The sequence below is a fragment of the Amycolatopsis sp. NPDC049868 genome (assembly GCF_044461365.1).
GTDB lineage: Bacteria > Actinomycetota > Actinomycetes > Mycobacteriales > Pseudonocardiaceae > Amycolatopsis.
On sequence record NZ_JBITKV010000011.1, the window covers coordinates 310,256 to 333,421 of the forward strand.

The window sequence follows — 23,166 nt, forward strand, 5'->3', positions numbered from 1 at the left end:
GGCGTCGGTTCCGTCACCCCGTACCATTATCTTGAGCTGGTCCTGGAGCACCCGTATTGCGTTGAGCATGTTCAACGCTAGTCGTGGAACCAGAGCTGGTCTTCGGCCTGGTCGAGGCAGTCGTACTGGAACGCACGCGCACCGTTGACGTTGTTGGCCCCGGATACCGCGAGGCACCGGTCCGTGTAGGAGTTGCGGAAGCGCTCCAGGAAGTGACCTTCGGCGTCGCGGCCCCTGTCCTCGATGATCCAGGCCTGGTCTTCATAGGCGGTGCAGTCGTATTGGTAGGCGGCCGCGCCGTTGACGTTGTTGGTGCCCTGCACGGCGAGACAACGACCCGTGTTCGCGTTGCGGATCCAGTAGCGGGCATCCGGGCCCTCACCCGAGTAGCGCACCACATTCCAGAACTGGTCCGCGTAGTTGTTGTTGCAGTCGTACTGGTAGGCCGGTCCGCCGTTGATGTCACTCGGGCCGTGCACTGCCAGACAACGGTCGGTGTACGAGTTGCGGTACCGCCACGGGCCGGCTCGGCGAGCGTCAAGGTCCTGCGGCGCAGTAATGGTCTGCCAACCCGCTGCCGCGCCAGCCTGTGGTGCCGCCGCGTGCCCGGGCTCCGCCACCGATAACAGCGACAGCGCCGAAACCGTCGCGACCAGGACAGCGCGCAAGGATGTGTGTGGCATGTCGATCGGCCCCCCGAAATCGAACGATGTCATCCGGTCACGATGCTGGCCAGTTCGTCGCTGACCGACCAGAGGCCATCCGAGTGAACTGTGACGAGCTTCTGCTTGGCAGCGCATATGCCGGCATCGTTCCGCTTCCGCGACCACTGCCCTGCACGTTGCCCGGCCTGCGCCACCACTGCCACTGTCAGTCGGTCACCTGCATCGGCTCGTCCGGGAAGCGGCCTGCGAGCAAGCTCGCCACGAGTGTGGGAAGACCGGCGGGAAGGAGCTTGTCGGCCGCGGCGTCGAGCTCGGCGGCGGTCCACCATCGGCGGGCGAGGACGCTTGCGCGTTCGTTCGCGGTCGGGGTGAGCGCCATCGTGGGCTGGACGTCGCTGATCCTGGCGAGGAAGACGTGATCGAGACGGTGATGGTCGCGGCCACGGTAGGTGAAGCGGCTCTCGCGGGTCCATAACAGACGGTCCACTGTGGACAGAATGATGCCGGACTCTTCGGTCACCTCCCGGCACGCTGTCTGTTGTAACGTTTCGCCGGACTCGACGCCGCCACCAGGCAGTTCCCACCATCGGTGCCCGGGATCGTCGGGATCGCAGGCGTGAATGAGCAGAAGGCGGTTCTGGGCATCGAGCAGCAAGACTCTGGCACCCACGCGGGGTCCGGTCGCGGCAGACATGGCGCAACTCCTTGCGACTGAAGGTCGGTCGATCCATGACCGCACAGCTGGCGTCCAGGTCCGCCTAGGCGGGGGTATGGAGCCAGCCGAGCTCGCCGGGATCGGGAATGTCGCCGCGTTTGGTGACGTCTTCACGAATTCGTTCCAGCCACTCGCGGGGTGTTCCGGGCCAGGTTTGGAATCCGGGCTCGTGGGCGGTGAGGTCGCCGACGCGCACGTTCCGCGCGAAGAGCGCGTCGAGCATGGTCTCGGCGGTCTGGGTGATCTGGTGCAGGCTGGCGCCGGCGCCGAGGATGTTGCTCGCGGACACGAACACGTTGTGCAGGGGAACCCAGTCGTCGCGTGCGTAGTCGGTGAAGTAGTCGAGGTTCTCTTGGTACTTCTCGGATTGTGTGTTCATTGATCATTCACCTACGTGGAATCGTTTCATCGCAGCACCGGGTGCGTCGTTGATGTCGATGGTATGTCCGTGTCGTGGTGTGCCCTGCCCGGCGGGTGTTTCGACAGCTTTCAGACCGACGGTCAGGAACTAATCCCGGCAATTGTGCCGAGGGCGTGGTCTCCGTGGCTGCGCGGGAGCGGGCGAGTGGTTGATCGGTGACCGCGATTCGGTGTCGGTCGCGGTCACGCGTTTCCGGCGGTGCGGCGCTGGATCTCGGCGACCGCGGCTGGCACTACCTTCACTGGGTCCACGTGACCGAAGTCGAACCATTCACCTGTAGTTCTGTACTTTGCGAATCGCAGGTGCAGGGCGTCCTCCAGGCGTCGGTCTCCAGGCGTGTCCCAGCGTACTTCCAGAGGGTGAGGATTGCTGGTTTGAAGGTTCTTCAGTCTGGACGTCACGGCGATCGAGTAACCGATCTTGACAACGTTTGATCCGGCTTGCCCGATGACGTAGACGAAACCAGTGGGCTGCGAGCAGATCTCCTCGGGTTCGTTCGCCGCAGCACGGTCGGCCGTGTACCGCTCGGCAAACTGCGTGCGACGTTCGTCTTCTTTGGCCATGTGGGCCGGGCTGAGGTCGTTCAGCAGGAAGGTTGTGTGCGTGAGGCCGGCGTCGTCGATCCGAGGTTTCTCTGTAACGGCTCCGATGGCGATCAGTTCCTGATGAATGGCATGGTACTGCTCAATATCGTCAAGCCGAAGGACGGCCGCAAACTCGCTCGGGGATTGCGGCAAACCAGTCGCGCGCTCAACGCGGTTGTAGACAGAAAGCTTATAGAGGCAGTACAACCGCACGGCATGCGACGACACCTCGGACAGTAGCAGCCATGGCAGAACCGTCGCGGGAAGCTGGCTGTCGCGCGGGTCTCTCTGGTCAATCACCATCGTCATGCACCGTTTTTAACGTACAGGTCTGACAATAACCCTGGCGGGCTGGATGTCAGCTGAGGCTGGGGAACCCGAGTTCCAGAGTTTCGTCTGCGGGTGCAGGCCAAGGGCAGCTTGGCCTGCTTGGCTGGCCTCAGAAGGAAGGCCCTCGAACGAAATGCGGCCACCGGTGCGTATCGCCGCCACGCGGACGCGGCAGGCGACCTTTGGAGCCGGTTTATGGCCCGGCGGGGCAAGGTTAGGCGCGGCGGGGGTGGATTGATCAAGGAGGGTCACGCCTAGTACGGTCTCGTGCGTGCATGGTGACCGGGGGAGGGCTGAGTCGCGTCTCGTGACCGTCGCGCGCGAGATCAACGCTGGTCAGCGAGGTCCTTCTGAGTTCATGGACGTGTTCTCAATCGCGACGGTGTTCGCTCGGCGGCCGCGTCGAACTGCGTTGCTGGTAACCGAATTAGGCGACAGAGGGCGGTGGACAGTCGTGTTCTCGTCACTCGATCGGCTCGCCATGCACGCCGGTGAATGTGACTATTTGTCGGCGACAGGCGCGGATTTTATGGAATTAGTGCCGGAAGGGGTCGCGGTGATGGTGGACCCGGATGACGATCACCGTTTTCCGGTGTTGTCGAGGGTTGCTCCGGCGGATTTCGTAGCCCGCGTGGGGGCTGCGACATCACGGGATTAGCGAGCGTCCGGCTCGTGCGGGCCGGTGAACGACAGGGGAGGGATCGCGAGGGGTGGATGGTCCGGGTTTTCATGTGGAGCTCGAGGTGCTGGAAAGCGCGTCGAAAGGCATGGGCGAGGTCGTGAGCGACCAGGAGGGGTTCGAGCTGCGCGGCTTGTGTGGTGAACCGCGGCTGTATGGGCATGACGGGGTTCATGCCGCGTTGGCGGAGTTCTGCGGGCGGTGGAGTGTCGGGCTGGACGCGCTGGCGGATCGCGCCCGCGATCTCGGGGGTCTGCTGGGCACGGCGGCGAAGGCGTACCGCGAGGTCGAGCACACCAACCTCGCCGCCCTGAAAACCGATCCCGGCCTCGGCTCGGTCAGCCCACCGTCCCGGGTCGGGAGCGGCCGGTGATGGTCGCCGAGCTGGGGCAGACCGACGATCCGACAGCGCTGGTGCCGGGGGACCCGGACGCGGTGTTCGAGAACGCCCGGGTGCTGCACGAGCGAGCGCGGGACGCGCTCGAGGTGGGTGATGCGCTGAAACGGATCGACACCGGGGCGTGGCAGGGGCCGGCGTCGAACCAGTTCCATGACGATCACCAGACCGAAGTGCCGCGCTGGGGCAATGCCGGGGACTCGCTGGACAACGCCGCGCTCGCGCTGACCGACCTCGCCAACTGCCTGGCCTGGGCCCAAGCCCAGGCCGCGGAGGCGATCGCCCAGTGGAAACAAGGCGAGGCCGACACCCAGCGCGCGATCGCCGCCCACGGCGACGCCTGCGCCCAGGCCGACGAGCAGAACCGGGCGAACATCGAGCGCGGCGACCCGACCGTCGTGCAGCCGCCGCCCTTCACCGACCCCGGTGAGGCGAAACGCCAAGCCGCCCGCGACATCCTGTCCCGCGCCCGCCAGCAACTCCTGGGTGAAGGGAACCGGTGCGCCGAGGCGCTGAAGGCCGAGGCCGCGCTGGCGCCCCAGGACTCCCGGAAACAGGCCGACGCGAACTTCTACGGCGGCATGCTCGACAGCGCCCAGGGCGTACTCGAGGGACTGTGGGGCGCGGTCAGCGACCCGGGCGGCACGGTCGCCGCGATGGCCCACAACCTCACCCACCCCGTCGACACCCTCAAGTCGATGATCGCCTGGGACGACTGGGCCGCCGGCCGCGGGGACCGTGCACTCGGGAAGATCACCGGCGACATGGTCATCGCCGCCGCCACCTTCGGCGCCGGGAAACTCATCAAGGACGGCCTCGGCCGCCACCACGACAGTGACAAGCCCGATCCCGCCGGTCACGACGGCACCAGCGGCCCGGCCACACCAGGGCCACGACCGGTCTACGAACCGACCCGGAACCGGGTCAAACTCCGCCAGGACACCAAACGAGCGATCTACCGGGACGCCGAACGGCAACCCGACGGCACCGGCGACTTCGTGTGCCAGGGCTCCCGCGAACGGATCCCCGCCGCCCACAACCCCGACGGCAGCCTCGTCAAGATCGACCCCGACACCGGCAAACCCGACCCCGCCGGCATGGCCGTGCCCGAGCCGGGGAAATACGAATTCGGGCACCAGCCGGGCTCGGAATGGTGGCGCTACAAAGCCGAAGCCGAAGCGAACGGCTACACCCGCGAAAAAGTCATCGAAGACCAGAACGATCCCGACCGCTACCGCCTCGAAACACCCGCTGCCAACCACAGCCACAAATACGAACTACCACCGTAAACCGCGTAAAACAGCCAGGTAGCATACGGTGCAACGGAAACGAGGTGTGATGACCAACCCGGACCGCGAAGGACGCGACGAACTCCATTACGCAGCGCACAAAGGCGACCTCGCCGCGATCCAGCGCCGCCTGGCCGACGGCGTCGACGTGAACATCACCGAGAGCCGCAGCAACTACACGCCCCTGCACTTCGCGGTCCAAGAGGGCAAGGTCGACGCCGCCCGCGCACTGCTCGACGCCGGCGCGGACGTCCAGGCTGTCTACGCACCGGGCGCGACACCACTGCACCTCGCGGTCATCCGCTGGCGCAAAGCACCCGACGGCGCCATGATCAAACTCCTGCTCGACCACGGCGCGGACAAGACCGCGACCGAGACCAACGGCCACACCCCGGCCGAGATCACCAAGGGCCAGCACGGATTCCCCGCCGACCTCACGGAGCTGCTGCAACCATGACCGAGCAGGCCCTCGACGACCACCTCACCCGCTACCTCGGCCACGGCACGCGGGAGATCGACGTCGACGGCGTCGAGATCTGGCGGCACGAACGCCCCGAGTACGTCTCCTTCGCCACCCACGGCCTGTCCAGCCAGCCCATCACCGCGGTGTACCCGCAAGAACTGGTCTGCTCCGTCGAGCACGGCCAGGACGGCGCGGCACTCTACCTGGTGGAAACGACCCTGAAGATCGTCCAGGAAAACCACCGCGGCGTCGTCAACAACCAGGTGATCCGCAACGACCGACCGCTGCTCGCCGACACCGACATCACCGGCGTCCTTGTCGGCGGCCACCCCTACCTCGACGACTTCGACGTGATCTTCGGCGCCGATCGGAAAGTCCTGGTCGAGCTGATGACCCTGATCCCGCTCACCAGCGACGAAGTCGCACGAAGCACCACCACCACCACCGACGGCGTCACCGCGCTCCTGGACTACCTCGAGAGCACTAGTCCGCCCCTGCTCGACGTCACGCGAACCTCAGCCACCTGAATTCGCGACCATCCCGGTGTCGAGCAGCGCACCGAGGGGCTTCCCTGCGCCAGCGAATTCGAACGGCAACCCGATACCGATGCCTGCCTCGTCCACGTCGGTCTACGAGGCGGGAACACCACATGAACGGCACCGCGCATCCAGACGGCGCAGCACATGTCCGGCCAAAGTGACGGGACTGGACGCGTCGGTTCCTCGGGACGTCCCGTCGAGCTGGCCCGGGTATCGGAGGGCTTGGTCACCGACGCCGCTCGCGCTTTCGACACCGCCGGAGCAGCAAGCGTGCGTGCGCAGAAACTCCAATCCGCCGAATCCGCCGACCGCCCTGGCGGGATGGTCGAGATCGAGGCTCTCTGGGGCCATGCTGACCCGCTCATCTGTTTGCTCGCTGCCCACGCGCAGACGATCACCCACACCTTTGAAGACATCTCCACAGATAGGGAACGCGACTGACGCGAAACCGTGCGTCGTTCAACGCCAACGCACTTCTCCTGACGCCGCCGACCGTAGCCACGATCCCAGGTGCTACGAGCCGTACTGGATTTTCGTCATGGTGGTAGGTGCTGGCTTCTCGTCGGGAACGTAGTAGTCGACGACGGCCCCGCCGGCGAAGCCACCGACGATTCCACCGATACCTCCGCCGATGATCGCACCGGGCATTCCTGCGACGACCCCGCCGATCACAGCACCTGCTTGTGCTCCGGCTGCGCCGCCCGTGATGATCCCTGCTGACTTGGCAACGGCTTTGCCCCAGGTCTGTTCGCCGGTCGCCGCGTGAAATAGTTCGGTACCCACAGTAAGACCAGCGCCGATGTAGGGCAGCCTCTTCAAGATGACGCTTGTGGCTTTCCCGCCGAACGTGGCGTCTGTCAGTGGAACTGCGATGTGAGGGTTCCCGCGGCCCGGGTAGGCCGCTGCGCTCGCGCGAACCTGTTCCGGGATGTTGTCGAGCAGTTTGCTCAGCGAGTCAATTTTGGCGAGTTCCCGCTGCGATCCTCTATTCGCCATCGAGGCCTTGATTAGATTTCGTGAGCGTTCGATTGACGGAAGCTGGCCGTCGGCAAGCTGTTGATAGCCGATGGCGTTGTCGAGTAGTCGCTCGGCCCTGATGGTCGCGTCGTGGCGCATGTTCTCTGCGGCGCCGATACGTCCGAGGACCGCCGACACCGTGGTCTTGCCGATCTTCCACGCGTCGAAGTTGGCGTTCTTGGTGGGTTTGAACACACTCAGCAGCAGTTGATGTGCTTCCTTTTCCCTGTGCCGTGCGTCGGTGAAGATGGCCAGGCAGTCGTTGAAAACGTCGACCTTGCGGTTGTACTCGACCACCAGCTGCTTGTAGGCCGTGATTGCGAAGGGCAATGCCTTGAAGGCCTCCTTTGCCTCTGGTGGCGACAGCTGCATGACGATGAGCTCTGGTGGGGTCCCAGGGTTGTCTGGCCGGTAGACGATCGGCCCCTCGACAAGCAGCCCTCCGGCCGTCGCCTTGGCAAGAACGATGTCCATCGTGTTGTTCACACCCTCCAGCGCGTTAGCGAACTCGTCGAGCGCGCGGGCGTAGAGCATGGCAGTGTAAGCCAAGTCGAGCAGCGGATCCATCGCGTCGGTCACTGCGTCGCTGAACGCGTCGTGCGCTGGGCCTCCCCATGCCCTGTCGGCCTGGTTCCTGCTGTTGACGTAGTGGTCCATGGCCTTTGCAGCGTGGTCGCCGTTGGCCTTGAGTTGTGCGGCCGCATCACGGCACATCACCACGGAGCCGTTGACATTGGTGTTGAGATCTGACGTGGGCATCGACGCCTCCGGATCTGTAGCTCCGCTCAGCGGGGCGTGCGCGGGATATGCAACGGCGACTCCTCGAAGGGGGTCGATTGTGACTGCTGACGCTGATCTGGACCGGGCTCGTGCCTGCGCTCCTGGTAGCGAATCGCTCCCGCGTTGGTGTTCTCGATGTCCGCGTACGAGCCGTCAGCGGTATCGACGTTGGCGGCGATGTCCTCACCGATCTGGGCCAGCGCGGTGCAGCCTTGGATGACTCGCGCTAAGGCGGATCCGACTGCTTGAGATGAGAAACCCGCGTCGACGGCATCCGGCATGTTGCCCGCAAGAGTGTCCAGCGAGCTCACACCTGAACGCAGCTCTCGACTCACCTTTTTGAGCGCGCCCGCGTCGGAGTGAAAACCGTTCAATTTTGTGCTCCCCGATCTGGTTAATCGACGTCAAAGAGTGTGTGTCGGCTCCAGTCCCGGACCGGTGCCGTGTGACGAGAATCCTCAGTAAGACTTACATTCAGGGCAACGCCACATGCGCCGGCTTGGGAAGCCACGTCGTCAAGCCGGTCCACATGGATAGCCGCCGCAGCTTGGTAAGGACCGCACCCGTTCACCAGCGCTTCCAGCGACGAGTACGCCAGCAATAGGGGACGGCCAGGCTCACGACAATGCAGCTCAGCTGCTACGAGCTGGTCGCCCTGTCTCACCGGGCGTGTAGGGACCCAGACCACGCCCGCCGAGATAGTTTCGTCTGGCACCCCCACATATCCCAGCGGATCCAGCTCGCTGACATCTGGGGCTGGATACCTTGCACCGTCCGGGTGCCATGCGTCCAGCGCGACAAGCAGCGTTTCATTCAGGTTTCGCGCGAACTTGCCCAGATCCTCGGCTGAGGCTCGCACGTAGGGTTGCCCATCACCGCACGACACAACCAGTTTCCCCTGGCTCGAGTACGCCCACAGAATCAGCTCGCCACGGTCCGAGCGGTAGAGCTCCAACGCACCCTCGGGGCCAGTAAGGACGGCGAATCGGTCAACCTTGTACTCGACGAGGTCGTCGGTTGCCATCAGCACACTCCTACCAAAGGGCCGCAAACCTTCCGTAGGCTGCGGCTCAACGTTTCCCGTTTTGATCCCCTCCTCGGCTGGAGATGTGGTGTCGCTGCGAACATCCACAAGCACCGTGATGCGACATACAGTACGAGCGCATGTGCTCGTAGTGCACGTGTTTGTCAAACATGAATCGTTGTCCATAACAGTGAGTCGGTCGGTTCGCTGTCGGCGCTGGCAGCGCGAAGGTTGGCGCCGGAATCGTGACTTGGTGCAATGCCGGAGTGGGCGCCTCCCCACGGCTAGAAGAGAAGTCGCCACACCCTGTCCGCGGTGTTTTCCATGCTGTTCCAGCAGGAATCCACGGCCTTGTTGCCGGCCATGAAGAGGTCCTTCGCGCCCTGCTCGATCTTGTCGCGTAGCGGCTTCGGAATCTGGTCCCATGTGGCATCGGCGAGAGCTCCGGCCTCGGCACTGACGATTACATCACCGCCTGCGTCGAGCACAGCCACGGCCTCGATTCCGACACTGCGCTCGGCGTGACCTCGGCCGAGCACCTTGCCGGCTGCACAGCTGGCGGTGGAGTCGGCGACATTGGTCGAGGCGGACTTGGCGAATGGCACGCCATGTGCCATGTCGTAGGCGATCGAGCTGGCGGCAGCGACTCTGTCGAATGTCTTCCACAGGTTGGCGTCGCCTTTCACTCTTGCCATGTCGGTAGGCAGTTGGCCGGCGATATCGGCTTGACCGCGCCACTGGGAGGTGGCGGGATCCATCTCGAAGGCTTGAGCGATCGCCTGTAGCTTGCTGCTCTGTACCGTAGTGAACTTCTCGGCGCTCAGGCCGACGAAATCCCGCGCGAGCATGTACCGCTTCTCGACGATCCCGCACCACACTGCGGAGATCGCGGCCCCGACGGCGGCGAGGCTGGCGACCACGGTGAGAGCGTCTTCGCAGGCAGAGGCGTAGGCGGCGAGCAGCCGCTCCTGGTGTGCGTTGGCTGCGGTCTGAACCGCCGGGTCGGCATAGCAGTTCGGCGCGGGAAGCGGCTCGAAGATCACTCTCCCGGCGACGTGCAGCCCGGCGCCGATCGCTGTCTCGACGACGCGTCTCATCCTGGTCTGTGCGGTACGAAGTGCTTCGGCGAACTGGTCGAAGGTGTCCGCAGCTCTCGTGGTGTCGCCGGCCAGTACGTCGTTGCCCTTGCGGATGTGGTCCATTCGTGTGGCGAAAGCGGCGGCTGCCGGGCCGACCCAGCTGCTCCCGGAGATCTCCCGGGAGCGGAGCACGGTGACAGTGGTGTTGTTGATCGCTGCGGTGAGCCGACCACGTATCCAGACCGCGGTGGCGTGGAGGTTGTCGGGGTTCCCGTTGATCACAGTGTTGACCGGCATCTGGTCCTCCTTCACGATGTGGTCACGTTCGTCCGTAGCTGCAGCACGAGGTCGCGGGCGGCACCGTCGCCCTCGCGGTAGGCAGCGACGGCCGCGCCAAGGGCGTCGCTGGCGGCGCCGATCCCGATCGCGAGCTGCGCGGTGGCGGAGAGCAGGTGAACCAGGACCGAACTCGCGGCGCCACTGAACTCCCCGACGTCCGGCATCGCGGGAACCTCGGCGTGGAGGCCCTGCACGATGCCACCGCTGCCACGCAGCCGCTCCGCTGCAGTGTCGAGGTCATCGAACGGAATCTTGAGAGCCCCTTGTCGCGTCAACGCACCCCTCCAAGACCGGCGCGAGCGTGATAGGGGACCGGTACGTCGAGTAGCAGGACGTCGAACGGGGTGATGCGGTCGAGCTCGTCCAGCAGCGCGGTGATGACCGCGACGCAAGGCTGGGTCGCGCCGCAGTACGCGGCCAGACGGTCAAGCGCCGTGTAGGCCAGCAACGCGATCCGCCCATCCCGCATCACCCGGGTCTCTACCGCGACGTCCCCGTCGACCACCGGCCGAACGCACGGCACCCAGAGCAGCGGCGGCGCACCGACAGGAACTGCCTCCGGGCCCGTCGGAGGCGGCTGCGCGGGCCGCCAGTCTGGTTCGAACGTGGTGACCGGTCCGCTTCCAGCCGGCTCGGCTCCATAGGCGTGGAACCAGGAGACGTCGCTCATCACTTACTCCTTCAACGTCAACTCGCAGAGGGTCGTGCGAGTGAAGATCGGCGGGGCGGCCAGCGCCTGCTGCATGGCCAGGGCCAGGGCCAGAGACAGATTCTTCGCCTCGCGCACGGGTACCTGGCGGTGTCGTAGACCGGATAGCCGTGAACCGCATGGCCACTGGTGCTACGGGCGGCTGGCGGTCATAGTGACCGGTGCGGGGGTGGGGTCCGCCGTCCGTGGCGTGACCGCGGCCGCGACGGCGATCGCCAGGGACACCGCTGCCATCGCGACGAGCATCAGCCAGCTCGTGGCGCGGCGTGCCAGTTCCGGCTCCCGCAGCACGGACATCAGCACACCCTGGGAGCGGGCGGTGACACAGGTTGCGGACGTCGAGGGACCGCAGCACTGGTGACAGGCGTCTCGATGGGTTTCTGCGGACACGAATCCACCTCGTCTTTCTGGGCATCGCCAAACGGTGTTGATCGCTGCTCACAGGTGTATCGAGGCGGGGTTGTCCGGCGCCCACGCGTGGACACCGGACATCAACTTCCGGACAATGAGACGCCACGAAACAAAGGGGAGGTGGGGCGAATGCCGCGCGCTGAGCGGCCGCTTGACGACGACGGATCCGTCTTGTCGGAATTCGCATCCGACCTGAGGGCTCTGCGGCGACGCGCAGGCAGCCTGACCTACCGAGACCTGGCAAGGCAGGCACATTTCTCGTCGACCACGTTGTCCGATGCCGCCGGCGGACGTCAGTTGCCCAGTCTCGCGGTCACCCTCGCCTACGTCCGGGCGTGCGGCGGTGACGCCGATCAGTGGGAGAAGCGCTGGCATGCCGTCGCCGCCGAGCTGACCACTCAGCGGCCTGCGCGCGACGACGATGCGGAGGCCCCCTATGTCGGGCTTGCCGCCTACAGCGAAGCGGACGCGGCACGGTTCTTCGGCAGGGAACGGCTCATCGCCGATCTGGACCACCGGATCACCCGGCAGCGCTTCCTCGCGGTGTTCGGCCCCTCCGGATCAGGCAAGTCATCGGTGCTGCGCGCAGGCCTCGTCCCACGTCTTGTCAACGCCAACACGGGACTGGTCGTCGCGTTCCATCCCGGTGCCCGCCCGCTCGAGGAACTCGCCGTCCACTTGAGTGATCATCTCGACATAGACGCCGGGGCCGTGGCAAGCGAACTGGGATCCGGCGGCCCGGAGGCGTTGCGGTCCGTCAGCGACAGGATTCTGCGGGACCGTCCGGGCGCGCGCGAGATTGTGCTCGTTATTGACCAGTTCGAGGAAGTATTCACGCTTTGTGATAACCAGGACGAGCGCGGCCTGTTCGTCACTCTGCTGGCCGACGCCGCACAGGGTGACGGCCCTCTGCGGGTGGTGCTGGGGGTGCGGGCCGACTTCTATAACCACTGCGCCCAGAACCCCCAGCTCGCGGCCGCTCTACAGGACACCCTGGTCACCGTCGGACCGATGACCGTCGACGAGCTACGGCACGCCATCACCAAACCAGCCGTGAACGCCAACTGCACCATCGAGACAGCCCTGCTCGCGACCCTAATAGCCCAAGCCCAAGGCCAAGCAGGTGTACTGCCTCTGCTCTCCCATGCCCTGCTCGAAACTTGGCGCCACCGCAAGGGACACACACTGACCCTCGCCGGCTTCCACAACGCCGGCGGCATCGCCGGAGCACTCGCGAACACCGCCGAAAGCGTATTCACAGACTTCACCGACTCGCAGCAGGCCGTCGCCGCCCAGCTGTTCCGCCGACTCACCGCCGTAGGAGAAGGCACCGACGACACCAAACGCCGCATCAACCTCGACGAACTGGACGACAACCAGGACACCCGCAGCGTCCTCGCGGCACTCGTGTCCGCACGACTCATCATGCTGTCCCAGGACACCGTGGAAATCACCCACGAAGCACTCATCAAAGCCTGGCCTCGGCTCGCCGATTGGCTGCAAGAAGACCGCGACGGTCAGCGCCTGCACCGCATGCTCTCCGACGCCGCCGCGACATGGACCGCGCACAATAAGGAATCCGGAAGCCTCCTCAGAGGCGCGCGCCTTGCCATGGTGTCGAACCAGACCGTTCGCAGCATCGGACTTTCGATGCGGGAACGAGAATTTCTCGACGCATCCGTCGCCGCCAGCGAGCACGAGAAGCAGGTGGCGCGTCGACGATCGCGGCGTCAGCAGCAACTCATCGCGTTGCTCGCCACGCTCCTCGTCCTCAGTGTCGCCGCCACGATCTACGCCGTCGACTCCCGGAGAACGGCAACGCAACAGCGCAATATCGCGCTGGCTTTGGGTGCAACGAGGGCAGCGGCGGAAATCAGGGCAGGCAACCCTTCGCTCGCAGCTCAGATCAGCCTAGCCGCGTTCCAGATGCACCCGTCGCAAGAAGCGCAAGATGGCCTGATCGCTGCGGCAGCTGAAGCAACGCGGAGTCCTTTGGGAAAGGAAGCCGGCCGGGTATTACTGTCTCCGAACGGCGACCTTATACTTAGGATAAATCGCTCAGGGGAAGCATCTATCTGGTCTGTGGAGAACGACAGAATCACGTTGCGCGGAAAGCTTTATGGCGCCTACATGGGTGCCGAAATCAGCGCTAACGGTCGTCTTATGGTCACGGTAGACGGCGGCGGGCAGATGCGTCTTTGGGATACGTCAGACCTGAACAATCCGCGCTTGACAGCTTCATTGCCAGGGCTGGCTGCTGGCGGCACGATAAGTCCAGGGGGCAAAAAACTGATCGTTGCAGGCGCGGTGTCGAATGATGTGCCGGAAGGAGTCGATGCGCCTCCGATCAGCGTTAGCCCGTCACTGATCGCCCACCTATGGAATATTGAGCGCCCGGGCAAGCCTATGATCGATGACAAAGCGACACTGAATGGCTGCGGATTCACCTTCGACTTCAATGAGAGATATATTGTCGGAAATAGCTGCGAGGCGCGCCCGAAAGACGACGGTACTGAGAATAGAGTCTACCCGCTCGCGGCGGGGATAATTGGGCCGAGTCGAACCTTCGGTGTCGTCGGGAGGCAAATGTTCCAGCCGATTATATCAAACGATGGCGCTATTCTCGCTGGCGTGGCGGATGCCAGGATCGGCAAAGATATTCTTTTGTGGGACATGAAAGATTTCATGAACCCAAAGCTGACGGGATCGATACCGTCTGCTGCGAGTGAATTCACGACTACGGCACTAGGTTCGACGGGGACTAAGCTGGCGTCTGCCGGAATGGCAACCATGCAGGCTTGGGAGATTTCCGACGTGAAGAACCCGCGGCGGTTACTTGACGCTCCGAAAATGCGCGCCAGGTATGATAGTGTGAAATTTGCGCAAGGGGACCAGGTTATTGTTGGTATCGGCACGATGGAGTCGACCGGGGAATCCTTCTACTGGCGATGGCGACTGGACCCCGTATTGGCTGCGAAGGATGCCTGCAGTCGCTCGGTGAAAATTATTACCGAGAGCGAATGGAGTGAATATTTTCCCGGGGTCGACTATCGACCTCCGTGCAAGTAAGACTATGTCACGCCAGGCGAGATGGTCGACCGGCGAGGCCTGGAAGCCGGGGGCGGTGCTGCCCCGAAAGTCATACTCTGTCCGGACTGGTATCGGGCGAGCTCAAGTTCGTATCGAATCGCCTGATACCTGCTGTGGGGTAAGTTCCAGACCGCGTCGACGTAGGCGGGGACGCCGAGCCAGGGCTCCCGCCAGGCGTGCTCGCCGAGAAGCTCGGAGAGCTTCTTCTCTACCTGGCGGATGTGAGCAGCGTGTTCGAGCTAAAGGCCAGTCACGTACGAGTAGACCTGGACCGGTAGCGCTATTCGTTGTTAGGGAGGGGGTTTACAGTGCACGGCAGGGTGCGGTGGTAGTCGACGCTGTCGCAGTTCTCGCGGTGACTCAATAGGCCGTTCCAAGCCACCTCGGGCGCGGCCTCTCTGTCGTGGCTGGTTCGAGCGCCAGTCGTCCGCGATGGACAGTTGTGGCCCGGTGAGGTTCGCCCAATGCAGGTCGCCATGTGCGGTGGTCCACACGATTGTGTCGAAGATCGCCGGGTCCAGCTCGGCGCCGAGGTGATCGCGGACGTGTCCGATGAGGCTTGCGACAGCATCGTGTTCGTCGTGGTCTGGTAGGGGATGCCGGGACAGGGCTGTCAGTGCGGTGTCCAGATCGGACCACCACTGGTCGGGTAGCTGGGGGTCGGTACGCAGCAAGCCGTCGTCGCTGATCGCGGTTCCTGACACGAGAGTCATGACTTCGCCGCGGACCCGGCGGCCGGGAGCGTAGTCACCGGCGTTCCAGTCGGCCCAGTCCAGCACGACCGGTTTGGGCACCTCGGTGATCGCGTTGGCGGTGACGTTGCTATCCCACCGGCAGCGGGGCTGGTAGTCGGGGTCCTCCAGTACTACCCGTAACCACACAGAATCAAGGTCGGTGGTGCGGGCCGGGCTTCCGGCCGAGCGCATGTCGTAGGTGTTGACGATGTCCCCGAAGGGGGTGAGGTGGAATCTGTCGGCGGCGGTCTCAAGCTGGGTGGTCAGCCACCGGCGGCGTTCGTCGACGGCCGCGTCGACGTCTGCGTCGTCCATCGGTTGGGTTGCTCCGCTTCTGCGTCGGCTGCATCGGTGAGGCTGCTCGACGCGTGCTGGTCGGTGTTCTTCTGGAGCTTGAGGTAGATCGGCTTGGTGACCGCGGTCCAGCTGAAGCCGTCGTGGTTGTGGCCATCGTCGACCGCGTGTGTGCACGTTCCCGGCCGTGGTGGCCACTGCGTCGCCTCCGGCCGCCCGCGTGGTGCGCAGGACGTGGTTCTGAGCGATAGGAGTGCGAGGAATGATGAATCGAGCCTGTGGTCCCCCGGTCGCTCAGATCACTTGTTCGTAGACGGCGCGGTGTTTGCCTGGGCCTTTGTAGTTGGAGATCAGTGATACGCCGTTGATGGTGTGGTCTCCGCGGATATTGGTGAAACCGCGTCGGGTCCAGGTGGCGTGCGCGGCGGTGTTGTCGGGTTCGGAAGTGAGGTAGAGGCGGCGTGCTCCGAGGACGCGGCCACGGTCGCGGACGTGGTTCAGCAGTGTGGTGGTGACGCCGGCGCGTCGGTGGTCGGGGTGGGTGATGACGTCTTGGAGGTAGAGGTCGTCGGGGTTGTCTTGGCTGCGGAAGGCCATGATCGCGCCGGCGAGTTGTTCTCCGGCCCAGGCCAGGGGGCAGGTGGAGGAGAAGAGGGTGGCGTAGAGCCAGTAGTCGGATGGTGTTCGCGGGCTGATGTAGGGGGCGCCGAGCTGCATGAGGGAGATGACGTCGGGAATGTCGTTCTGGGTCAGTGGGGTGATGTTCATCGGTGCCTTTCGGTGTGGCGGATCGGGTCGATGAGGTTTCTGGCCGCGGTCGTGGGGTCGAGTGCGTCGACGACGCTGCGGCCGACGATGAGGATGTCCCAGTCCGGGCTGGCGAACACCGGCGAGTCGGCGGTGCTGAAGCCGCCGCTGACGGCGACGGGCAGTTTGGTCCAGGCGCGCAGTTCACGTGCTGCGTCGAGCGGTGTGCCGCTGCCGCTGCCGTTGTCGATGTTGGATGTTGGTGGTGAGGCCGTCGATTCCAGCGTTCTCCATCTCGCTCACCCATCGGTGGCTGCGGTGGGCAGGGGTGTCAAGGAGGATGGGAACGCGAGCCGGCGGCCTGCGTCGACGGCCGCGCGGACGCTGGCTGCGGTCGCTGGGCCGATGAGCTGGACAATATCGGCGCCGGCCTGTGCGGCGAGGACGACTTGGTCTCGGCCCCAGTCGGCGGACATCATCTCGGCGACGACGGGTGTGTCATTGACTGCGGTCTTGACCTGTTCGATCGCGCGGAGTCCGGCAGCTTCGATGAGCGGGTCGCCGATCTCGATGAGGTCGGCTCCGGCGTCGGCCGCGGCCTGGGCGACTCGGACGGCGTCGGTGATGTCGTGCATGTCGAGGGCGACCTGGACGGCTTGCGAGCTGCGGAGTCGACGGTAACGTTCGTGGGCAACGCGCGGGTCCGCTCCTGCCCCGGCGTCCTCGGCGGTGAGGTGTTTCGCCTCGCGGCGAACCAGCCAGTGATCGCTGAGCAGTGCTCAAGACGAGCGTCGGGGGTCTGCTTGGGCTTGATGTCGCGATGCGCGACGCCAAGCTCGGACTTCACGGCAAGCAGTGTGTGGTGCGCCGGGGGCGGCCGTCCTCGGCGCACCACGCTCATGGCTGCCGCTTCTTGTGCGGGCTGGTTGGGATGACGACCCGTTTTTCGGGGTGGGTCGGATTTCGGGTCTGTGCGCGAACCCAGGTTCTGGCGCTCCGATCCTCGATGGGTGGCGGCGTCCCACCTTGAATGATGCCGCCCGAGGTTGAACTCGACCACGCAGACCGCCTGTCGGTGCGCTCAAGGTGGAGAAGGTGAAGGTGGTTAGTCGTTGTGGAGCTCAGTTAGGCGTGATCAGGCCCTGCTCGTGTTTCACTGCGCGGGTCTCAGCGTACGACGACGAAGAACTCGTCACCGTCGAGCATGTGTTCCCGGCCGTACCAGCTCGATATCATGCCGCCGCCTTTCTCGTTGGCGTCCTTCGCGATTGGTTTGGCTGCAAAACTCCAGTTACTGTTCTCGGCGACTTTCGCCGCATTTTGGTATGTGCTGGCGAAGGGGTATTCGTCGCATTGTCGAGGGTTGCCGTTCGCATCTTTGGTGTATGGGCCCGTTGTCACGCTTGCTTTGCAGACGCGTCGGATTTTCGCTCGTGAACCTTTCTTTGAGTTGTCCACGTCGTATCCGGAGTATAGGTAGCTGAGCCTGCTCTCGTTGAAACGGCCAGGCACCTTCTTGCCTCGGAGCTGTGGGTTGATGTTGAGGATGTCGGGTTGGAGCTCCTGGGCGGCCTTGATGAACAGAGAAGACTCTTTGTACTCCGGGTCGTTGAGGTCGAATACCATCGTCGGTATCACCGAGGTGAAGACGCAGCGGCTGCCGCGGCTGGCGTAGCTCGCCGAGTCGCACCTGAAGGCCTCGGTGGGTATCGGATATGACGTATTCGGTACGCCGCCGGTGCCGATCAAGATTTGGGCGACGGTGAAGGTAAATGAACCTCTGTACTCGTCATGGTACTTGTCGGCCGGGACAGCTGTGGTCGCTGTCGTGACAGTCCAGCTGAAGGGTTCGTCGCCTCCGGGGGCCATCCATTGTGCGACGGTCTTGTCGATCGGGGCCTGGGTGTAGTCGCATGTGCTGGTGCGCGCCGGGTCGTTGTTGAGGCAGTGCATCGCGAACGCCATTCGGTCTTCGGGCTTGATCCGGCCCGTGCTGCGCAGGTACTTGACCCGCATATGGAAGACGATCTGGCTGGCTTTGTCCGTGGCGACGCCGATGAAGGTGTAGCCGTAGGTGCTCGTGCCAACCGGGACGATGACTCCTTCCTGTAGTTCGCGGTGGATGATCGTGGTGGTGTAGCTGCGGCAGATGTTGTACCGGTTCTTGAACCAGTACGCGGCGTCACTGGTGTGCTGACGGTCGCACTCGTCGAAGGTGACCGGATCGGTCGGCAGTTCGGCGTCGGCGATCCGAGACTCCGTGGTGTAGGACGCAGTGGTCGCTTGCGCTGGGGCTATCGTGCCGGTGTCGGCGGACACTGTCTGGGGGGAGACGAGCAGGGCGGTGGCGACGGCGAGTACGCCGGCCAGTCTCACCGAACGGTTTCTCATTACTGTCCTCACGTGATCAGGTCCATGCTGTTCCAGCCTGAGCGGCCGATTTGAACAGGGGTTCCGAGGGCGGGGTTGGCAGTCCAGCCTTGGAAGGGATACAGCATCAGCGCGCCGTCGGTGGTGCGTTTGAGGACGTCGTCGCGGCCGTCACCGTTGGCGTCGATGAGGGAGATCCACGTCGTCGTGTTTCCCGCGAAGGTGCCGGCGGGCGCCAGTTCGGGGCAGTTCGCGGCGTCGGTGGCGAAGGTGTTCAAGCCGTTGAACGTGTTGGTGTGTTTGCAGGCTATGAGCGCTCCGGTGGCGATGGAGGCGGCGATCATGTCTGGGTTTTCGCGGCTCCAGTTGGTGTTGAGGTCCCAGAGCGGGCGTCCTTTGCGGACTTGGACGCGGGCTTTGAAGGTGTTGAGGCCGTCGAAGGTGCCGCTGTGCGGGTAGACCCACATGTTGTCTTGGTTGTCGATGGCGACGATGTCGTCGAAGCCGTCGGTGGTCACGTCCGCGAGCCTGATCGAGTACATACTGTTCCAGCCTGAGCGGCCCACCACGATCGGCGACGCGGCGAGGGTGCTGGTGCCGTTGAGCTTCCCGCTGTGCGGGTAGACGAGGAGTGCGCCGTCGGACGTCCGCCGTACGAGCACGTCGGCCGGTGATTCCGGGACGGTCTCGTACTCGTCGATGTCGCCGGTGATCTCGGCGGTTCCGACCCAGTTGTAGATGTTCCAGCCAGTGCTGACCAGTGCCCTGGCGCCTAAGGTCGACAGGCCCTGCAGCTTGCCGGTGGACGGATAGACCCACATCGACCCGTTGTTCAGATCCGGTTGGCGCGCCAGCAGATCCGGGATCCCGTCCCCGGTCAGGTCATGGGACAGAGTGCCCGAGCGCTGTACCCGGTCTCCGGCCGCGTACGGGCTTATCTCGGAGGTCCAGGGCCCGGATGGCGTGGCGGTGACGGAGGTCGCTGTCACGGGCAGCACGACGGCGATCATCGCGATCGTGACCGCGAGCGTTCTCGACCACCGTGAACGCCTGATCATGTCAGGCTCCAGCACGTACCGGCCATACGGCCACGCACCACGAATTGTCTGAAAGACATCGAGTTCCCTTCAGAGAGACCGAGCCGGGCTCGTCCCGGCTCCTTGACCAGCACGCCGTCGTAGGGGCGGCAGGTTGGTCTGGCCGAGCGGGTTCACTCCAATGCCGTACGCCGATTGTGGGGCAACAGCGAAACCAGGTCTCGTCCGCTAAACCGCCGTGGGGTGCCTCTATCTCCCCACGGCGGTTTCCGTCATCAGGTCAGCCGTGGCCGATCTCGGTCCGGTGCCACACGACGGGCGCGCCGCCTTCGTCGAGCGGCCCGTTCGCCGCGATCCCGCCGATCGCGCCATCGTCGCCGATGGCGTAGGCCGCTCCCACCCCGAAACCGTCGGGCAGCGGGAGTTTGGCTACCGAGCCGGGGCCTTGCCAGACCGCGGGGTGGCCATAGGACACTCCCGGCTCGGAGGTCAATGCCCCGGAGATCAGTCCCGATCCGTTGATTAGCGACCCGACACTGGAATCGGTCAGTCGTTCAGGAGAGGTGGCGGATGTCCAGCGAAAGCCCGTCGAACCGTTGACTCCCTCTGCGTCGGCGCTGCCGACAACGGTCCCGTTCTTGATCGAACGGACCGAAGCGACGGTGTACCCGGCCGGGACGGCCAGGTTCTCCACCGTCCCGTTCCTCCAGGTGTAGGGCCGTCCGGATGAGTTGAACAGCACGGTCCCGTCGGTATCAAGATCCGCAGGGCGGGAGTCTTTGTCGGTCGGGATCACGATTGGACCGACGCCTAGCGCCGGCCACACCACGGTCACGTGGTCGTCCGGCTTCTCCGTCGAAGCCGTGCCGAGGATGTCGCCGCGATCGTTGAGTGCCACGGCCCACGTTTTCGTGTACCCGGCGGGCACTGGGACCTCGTGAAAACCTCGTTCGTCCAGCACAAAGGTGCGTGATCCGACGGCTCCATTAGCCTCCAGGAGCACGGTCCCAGCGCCGTTCTGGTCGATGACGTGCGCGTCCTGGTAGCCGGACGGAACGCCGCGTACCGACACCTTTCCATCCCGCCAGGTGACCAACTGGATGTGATCGTCGATGGCGAGTTCTCCCGCGTAGCCGCCCTTCCCGTCGGTGCCGAACACGAAACCCGTTGCCCCCGGGTGCCCTGCAGGCAATGGCAGTATCGTCGCCTGCCAACCCGGTACTGCCTCCGCCGAGACCATCCCGAGCGTTGTGGTCATGACCGCGACCGTGGCCAGGACACCCGCTCGCAGTGTTGCCCGAATACTCATGAATCTCCCCATTCTTCCCCGACCTGTGAGATTCACGCAGATGCGGCCGGATAGGTTGCCCCAGTGCTCGCCTTCCGAGGTACCCGCTTCGTCAGTGACGGCCGGTGAGGTTCGCCCAGTTGCCGGTCGGTATGTGCGGTGGTCCAGAAGAATGTGTAGAAGATCGTTGAGTCCAGCTCGGCGCCGAGGTGATCGTGGACGTGCGGTGAGGCTTGCGAGGATGTCGTGATCAGGTACGGCGTGCCAGGACAGGGCTGTCAGTGCGCTGTGCAGGTCGGACCACCGCTGGTCGGGTAGCTGTGGTTCGGTGCGCAGCAGTCCGTCGTCGCTGATCGCGGTTCCTGACACGAGGGTCATGGCTTCGCCACGGATTCGGCGGCCGGGGACATAGTCGTCGGCGTTCCGGTCGGCCCAGTCCAGCACGATCGGTTTGGGTATCCCGGTAATCGCGTCGGCGGTGACGTTACGTCATTGGTGGTCCCGGGAACCTGTCGACCTTGGGTGGTGGTTGGCATGTTCGTGAGCGTGGGTCCGGTGAGGCCGAGGCCTTTCTTACTTCTGGTCGGCGATGTGGTCGTCAGTATTTCCACGTGGTGCCGGTGCCGCGGTATTGCTCGACAGGAATGGGATTGACTCCGGCCCGCATGTGGTCGGTGTAGAGGGTGCCGTGCAGGTGGTCGATCTCGTGGGCGACGAGGCGGGCGACGCCGCGCTCGAACATGGTGATTTTCGTCTGGCCGTCGATGGTGGTGTGTTCGACGTGGACGATGTGCGCACGTGGGACCTGCCCGCGGACGTCGAAGAAGGACAGACAGCCTTCGTACTGGTCGTCGATGTCTCCGCCTGCTTCGATGATGGTGGGGTTGAACAGGGTGATCGCCTCACCGTCGGGTGTGCGGACGATGGCGGCGGCGCGGTCGATGCCGATCTGTGGTGCTGCGATGCCCATGCCTTTGCCGAAGGTGTGGGCTTGGGCGACGCGTTCGCAGGCGGAGTTCAGTGCGGTCACGACGCGGCGGGCGTCCTCGGCTTCGGCCGGGAGGTCGAAGCGGCGGGCGATGCGGCGGAGTGCTGGGTCGGTGTCTTGCACGATGCCGAGGGATGCCATGACTTCGCTCGGTTTCGGCGGTGGGCCGTCGGTCTGTGTGGCGTGGCCGCGGAAGTCCCATTCGAGGCGGTAGCGGGCGTGCAGTGGCGGGTCTTCGCAGGACCAGGAGAAGACGTGCCGGTCGCCGGTGTCGTCGCGGCCGATCGCGGTGGCGAAAGGCATGGCCTGCGCGGTCATGGAAGTGCGCAGGCCCCAGACCGAGGCAGCGAGGTCGGCGGGGAAGTCCAGGCAGACCGACAGGGTGCGGGTGGGTAGCCGGACGGCGCGTTGGAACCAGTTGCCCCAGTGTTCTTCGCTGACGGTGTACTCGTATTCGATCCAGCAGGATTCGCCGGGATACAGGGGGAAGTGCCCGTGCTGCCCGGCGAAGAGCAGCCACACTTCCTTGAACGCGTCACGGTCGTGGTGGGCGGTCCAAGCCATCGGGTTCGCGCGGCCGCGGCCGTGCCAGGCGTGCAGGTCGATCTCGTCCCAGGTCAAGGGGTTCTCGGAGTAGAGCTGGTTGGACCGTTCGGGGTCACCGGGGAAGCGGTCGACGGAGATGCGGATCAGGTAGCGGGTGATCGGCTCGGTGCCGTGGTTGACCAGGTGGCGGTGCTGGGTGAGCCGGTAGACGCCGTCGTCGTAGCGGAGGGTGGCGTCGTCGTGGTCGACCACCAGGCTCCCGGTTCCGGCCGGGGTCTCCGTCGCGGGCGGGAGAGGAGGGCGCGTCCGTGCGGGGCGATGGGCCTCGTAGTCGCGGAAGGCGGCGTGCAGGGCGCCGCCGGCACGGAGTGCGGCCTCGGCGTGTCCGGCGAATGCTTCGGAGGGCCGTTCGGAGCCGGAGAGCACCTTGGAAACGTAGGAGCGGTCGTAGCCCATGGCCTTGGCCAGGGCGGTGCGGGAGAACCCGCGGACATCGCGCCAGCGTTCGAGTTCGACGGCGAAGACGTTCATCTCGGCATCCGGGGTGCTGCCGCTGGTCGTGCCCGTCGTCATCGTCGCCTCCGCCATCTGGGGACCGTGAGTGTGCGTGAACGCACCGTGAGTCGTCGCT

At 64.7% G+C, this 23,166-nt stretch carries 25 protein-coding genes; 7 read left to right on the plus strand and 18 right to left on the minus strand.

Translation table 11 applies throughout. The annotated features are described in order from the left end of the window. Nucleotides 1–77 precede the first annotated feature (77 nt). From ACIBTM_RS35750 to ACIBTM_RS35765, 4 genes are all read right to left on the minus strand, one after another. The gene (locus tag ACIBTM_RS35750) at nucleotides 78–716 is read right to left on the minus strand and encodes an RICIN domain-containing protein (RefSeq protein ID WP_395881563.1); all 639 of its coding nucleotides are present in this window, start codon (nucleotides 714–716) and stop codon (nucleotides 78–80) included. Between the two features lie 154 nt (nucleotides 717–870). Continuing rightward, nucleotides 871–1,359: an NUDIX hydrolase gene (locus tag ACIBTM_RS35755; protein WP_395881564.1), complete on the minus strand. Its 489-nt coding sequence runs from the start codon at nucleotides 1,357–1,359 to the stop codon at nucleotides 871–873. A gap of 64 nt (nucleotides 1,360–1,423) precedes the next feature. Further along, complete coding sequence (locus ACIBTM_RS35760; protein WP_395881565.1) at nucleotides 1,424–1,759, minus strand: hypothetical protein; 336 nt, start codon at nucleotides 1,757–1,759, stop codon at nucleotides 1,424–1,426. Nucleotides 1,760–1,983: 224 nt separating this feature from the next. Beyond that, on the minus strand, nucleotides 1,984–2,694 hold the full coding sequence (locus ACIBTM_RS35765; protein WP_395881566.1) for a GIY-YIG nuclease family protein: 711 nt from the start codon (nucleotides 2,692–2,694) through the stop codon (nucleotides 1,984–1,986). 328 nt (nucleotides 2,695–3,022) lie between these two features. Here ACIBTM_RS35765 and ACIBTM_RS35770 point away from each other — a divergent pair, with 328 nt between their 5' ends. The 6 genes from ACIBTM_RS35770 to ACIBTM_RS35795 all read left to right on the plus strand — a co-directional run bounded on the left by ACIBTM_RS35770 (nucleotide 3,023) and on the right by ACIBTM_RS35795 (nucleotide 6,523). Then, nucleotides 3,023–3,373: an SseB family protein gene (locus ACIBTM_RS35770; protein ID WP_395881567.1), complete on the plus strand. Its 351-nt coding sequence runs from the start codon at nucleotides 3,023–3,025 to the stop codon at nucleotides 3,371–3,373. 73 nt (nucleotides 3,374–3,446) lie between these two features. Further along, entirely contained in the window at nucleotides 3,447–3,767 is a 321-nt protein-coding gene (locus ACIBTM_RS35775; protein ID WP_395881568.1) for a hypothetical protein, read from the plus strand. Then, entirely contained in the window at nucleotides 3,767–5,080 is a 1,314-nt protein-coding gene (locus tag ACIBTM_RS35780) for a putative T7SS-secreted protein (protein ID WP_395881611.1), read from the plus strand. The genes ACIBTM_RS35775 and ACIBTM_RS35780 overlap by 1 nt, the downstream gene beginning before the upstream one ends. A 49-nt stretch (nucleotides 5,081–5,129) precedes the next feature. Beyond that, a complete protein-coding gene (locus ACIBTM_RS35785; protein ID WP_395881569.1) occupies nucleotides 5,130–5,537 on the plus strand; it encodes an ankyrin repeat domain-containing protein in 408 nt (135 codons plus the stop codon). Next, entirely contained in the window at nucleotides 5,534–6,070 is a 537-nt protein-coding gene (locus tag ACIBTM_RS35790; protein WP_395881570.1) for a suppressor of fused domain protein, read from the plus strand. The genes ACIBTM_RS35785 and ACIBTM_RS35790 overlap by 4 nt, the downstream gene beginning before the upstream one ends. A 234-nt stretch (nucleotides 6,071–6,304) precedes the next feature. Beyond that, nucleotides 6,305–6,523, plus strand: a complete 219-nt coding sequence (locus ACIBTM_RS35795) for a hypothetical protein (RefSeq protein ID WP_395881571.1) — start codon at nucleotides 6,305–6,307, stop codon at nucleotides 6,521–6,523. A gap of 72 nt (nucleotides 6,524–6,595) precedes the next feature. Here the strand turns inward: ACIBTM_RS35795 and ACIBTM_RS35800 are convergent, their stop codons facing one another. The 7 genes from ACIBTM_RS35800 to ACIBTM_RS35830 all read right to left on the minus strand — a co-directional run bounded on the left by ACIBTM_RS35800 (nucleotide 6,596) and on the right by ACIBTM_RS35830 (nucleotide 11,420). Then, the gene (locus tag ACIBTM_RS35800) at nucleotides 6,596–7,858 is read right to left on the minus strand and encodes a hypothetical protein (protein ID WP_395881572.1); all 1,263 of its coding nucleotides are present in this window, start codon (nucleotides 7,856–7,858) and stop codon (nucleotides 6,596–6,598) included. A gap of 26 nt (nucleotides 7,859–7,884) precedes the next feature. Continuing rightward, nucleotides 7,885–8,253, minus strand: a complete 369-nt coding sequence (locus ACIBTM_RS35805; protein ID WP_395881573.1) for a hypothetical protein — start codon at nucleotides 8,251–8,253, stop codon at nucleotides 7,885–7,887. Between the two features lie 20 nt (nucleotides 8,254–8,273). Further along, nucleotides 8,274–8,903: an SAV_915 family protein gene (locus ACIBTM_RS35810; RefSeq protein WP_395881574.1), complete on the minus strand. Its 630-nt coding sequence runs from the start codon at nucleotides 8,901–8,903 to the stop codon at nucleotides 8,274–8,276. 284 nt (nucleotides 8,904–9,187) lie between these two features. Next, nucleotides 9,188–10,279 (minus strand): hypothetical protein, encoded by a 1,092-nt coding sequence (locus ACIBTM_RS35815; protein WP_395881575.1) that lies wholly within the window; start codon nucleotides 10,277–10,279, stop codon nucleotides 9,188–9,190. Between the two features lie 11 nt (nucleotides 10,280–10,290). Next, a complete protein-coding gene (locus ACIBTM_RS35820) occupies nucleotides 10,291–10,596 on the minus strand; it encodes a hypothetical protein (protein WP_395881576.1) in 306 nt (101 codons plus the stop codon). Continuing rightward, on the minus strand, nucleotides 10,593–10,991 hold the full coding sequence (locus ACIBTM_RS35825; RefSeq protein WP_395881577.1) for an SAV_915 family protein: 399 nt from the start codon (nucleotides 10,989–10,991) through the stop codon (nucleotides 10,593–10,595). Before ACIBTM_RS35825 ends, ACIBTM_RS35820 begins: the two co-directional genes overlap by 4 nt. A 171-nt stretch (nucleotides 10,992–11,162) precedes the next feature. Beyond that, entirely contained in the window at nucleotides 11,163–11,420 is a 258-nt protein-coding gene (locus tag ACIBTM_RS35830; RefSeq protein WP_395881578.1) for a hypothetical protein, read from the minus strand. Between the two features lie 150 nt (nucleotides 11,421–11,570). On the opposite strand from ACIBTM_RS35830, the gene ACIBTM_RS35835 reads away from it, so the two are divergent. Beyond that, complete coding sequence (locus tag ACIBTM_RS35835) at nucleotides 11,571–14,510, plus strand: helix-turn-helix domain-containing protein (protein WP_395881579.1); 2,940 nt, start codon at nucleotides 11,571–11,573, stop codon at nucleotides 14,508–14,510. A 311-nt stretch (nucleotides 14,511–14,821) separates the two neighbouring features. Here ACIBTM_RS35835 and ACIBTM_RS35840 read toward each other — a convergent pair whose 3' ends face one another. From ACIBTM_RS35840 to ACIBTM_RS35870, 7 genes are all read right to left on the minus strand, one after another. Next, on the minus strand, nucleotides 14,822–15,580 hold the full coding sequence (locus ACIBTM_RS35840) for a hypothetical protein (protein ID WP_395881580.1): 759 nt from the start codon (nucleotides 15,578–15,580) through the stop codon (nucleotides 14,822–14,824). Between the two features lie 273 nt (nucleotides 15,581–15,853). After that, the gene (locus ACIBTM_RS35845) at nucleotides 15,854–16,327 is read right to left on the minus strand and encodes a GNAT family N-acetyltransferase (protein WP_395881581.1); all 474 of its coding nucleotides are present in this window, start codon (nucleotides 16,325–16,327) and stop codon (nucleotides 15,854–15,856) included. 278 nt (nucleotides 16,328–16,605) lie between these two features. After that, nucleotides 16,606–17,082, minus strand: coding sequence for an orotidine 5'-phosphate decarboxylase / HUMPS family protein (locus tag ACIBTM_RS35850; RefSeq protein ID WP_395881612.1), 477 nt, complete (start codon nucleotides 17,080–17,082; stop codon nucleotides 16,606–16,608). A 391-nt stretch (nucleotides 17,083–17,473) separates the two neighbouring features. Then, nucleotides 17,474–18,697, minus strand: coding sequence for a hypothetical protein (locus tag ACIBTM_RS35855; RefSeq protein ID WP_395881582.1), 1,224 nt, complete (start codon nucleotides 18,695–18,697; stop codon nucleotides 17,474–17,476). 8 nt (nucleotides 18,698–18,705) lie between these two features. Beyond that, nucleotides 18,706–19,734 carry a hypothetical protein gene (locus ACIBTM_RS35860; RefSeq protein WP_395881583.1) on the minus strand — a complete coding sequence of 343 codons (1,029 nt, stop codon included), beginning with the start codon at nucleotides 19,732–19,734 and terminating at the stop codon, nucleotides 18,706–18,708. Nucleotides 19,735–19,993: 259 nt separating this feature from the next. Next, nucleotides 19,994–21,445 (minus strand): hypothetical protein, encoded by a 1,452-nt coding sequence (locus ACIBTM_RS35865; RefSeq protein ID WP_395881584.1) that lies wholly within the window; start codon nucleotides 21,443–21,445, stop codon nucleotides 19,994–19,996. A gap of 154 nt (nucleotides 21,446–21,599) precedes the next feature. After that, a complete protein-coding gene (locus tag ACIBTM_RS35870; protein WP_395881585.1) occupies nucleotides 21,600–23,123 on the minus strand; it encodes a peptide deformylase in 1,524 nt (507 codons plus the stop codon). Between the last annotated feature and the right edge of the window lie 43 nt (nucleotides 23,124–23,166).

Bases quoted from the DNA above. Each gene is read 5' to 3' on its own strand.
- ACIBTM_RS35825 (WP_395881577.1), bottom strand. From the start codon at position 10,991: ATGAGCGACGTCTCCTGGTTCCACGCCTATGGAGCCGAGCCGGCTGGA.
- ACIBTM_RS35835 (WP_395881579.1), top strand. From the start codon at position 11,571: ATGCCGCGCGCTGAGCGGCCGCTTGACGACGACGGATCCGTCTTGTCG.
- ACIBTM_RS35870 (WP_395881585.1), bottom strand. From the start codon at position 23,123: ATGGCGGAGGCGACGATGACGACGGGCACGACCAGCGGCAGCACCCCG.
- ACIBTM_RS35760 (WP_395881565.1), bottom strand. From the start codon at position 1,759: ATGAACACACAATCCGAGAAGTACCAAGAGAACCTCGACTACTTCACC.
- ACIBTM_RS35765 (WP_395881566.1), bottom strand. From the start codon at position 2,694: ATGACGATGGTGATTGACCAGAGAGACCCGCGCGACAGCCAGCTTCCC.
- ACIBTM_RS35780 (WP_395881611.1), top strand. From the start codon at position 3,767: ATGGTCGCCGAGCTGGGGCAGACCGACGATCCGACAGCGCTGGTGCCG.
- ACIBTM_RS35855 (WP_395881582.1), bottom strand. From the start codon at position 18,697: ATGAGAAACCGTTCGGTGAGACTGGCCGGCGTACTCGCCGTCGCCACC.
- ACIBTM_RS35790 (WP_395881570.1), top strand. From the start codon at position 5,534: ATGACCGAGCAGGCCCTCGACGACCACCTCACCCGCTACCTCGGCCAC.
- ACIBTM_RS35840 (WP_395881580.1), bottom strand. From the start codon at position 15,580: ATGGACGACGCAGACGTCGACGCGGCCGTCGACGAACGCCGCCGGTGG.
- ACIBTM_RS35755 (WP_395881564.1), bottom strand. From the start codon at position 1,359: ATGTCTGCCGCGACCGGACCCCGCGTGGGTGCCAGAGTCTTGCTGCTC.
- ACIBTM_RS35750 (WP_395881563.1), bottom strand. From the start codon at position 716: ATGACATCGTTCGATTTCGGGGGGCCGATCGACATGCCACACACATCC.
- ACIBTM_RS35810 (WP_395881574.1), bottom strand. From the start codon at position 8,903: ATGGCAACCGACGACCTCGTCGAGTACAAGGTTGACCGATTCGCCGTC.
- ACIBTM_RS35785 (WP_395881569.1), top strand. From the start codon at position 5,130: ATGACCAACCCGGACCGCGAAGGACGCGACGAACTCCATTACGCAGCG.
- ACIBTM_RS35860 (WP_395881583.1), bottom strand. From the start codon at position 19,734: ATGATCAGGCGTTCACGGTGGTCGAGAACGCTCGCGGTCACGATCGCG.
- ACIBTM_RS35845 (WP_395881581.1), bottom strand. From the start codon at position 16,327: ATGAACATCACCCCACTGACCCAGAACGACATTCCCGACGTCATCTCC.
- ACIBTM_RS35800 (WP_395881572.1), bottom strand. From the start codon at position 7,858: ATGCCCACGTCAGATCTCAACACCAATGTCAACGGCTCCGTGGTGATG.
- ACIBTM_RS35815 (WP_395881575.1), bottom strand. From the start codon at position 10,279: ATGCCGGTCAACACTGTGATCAACGGGAACCCCGACAACCTCCACGCC.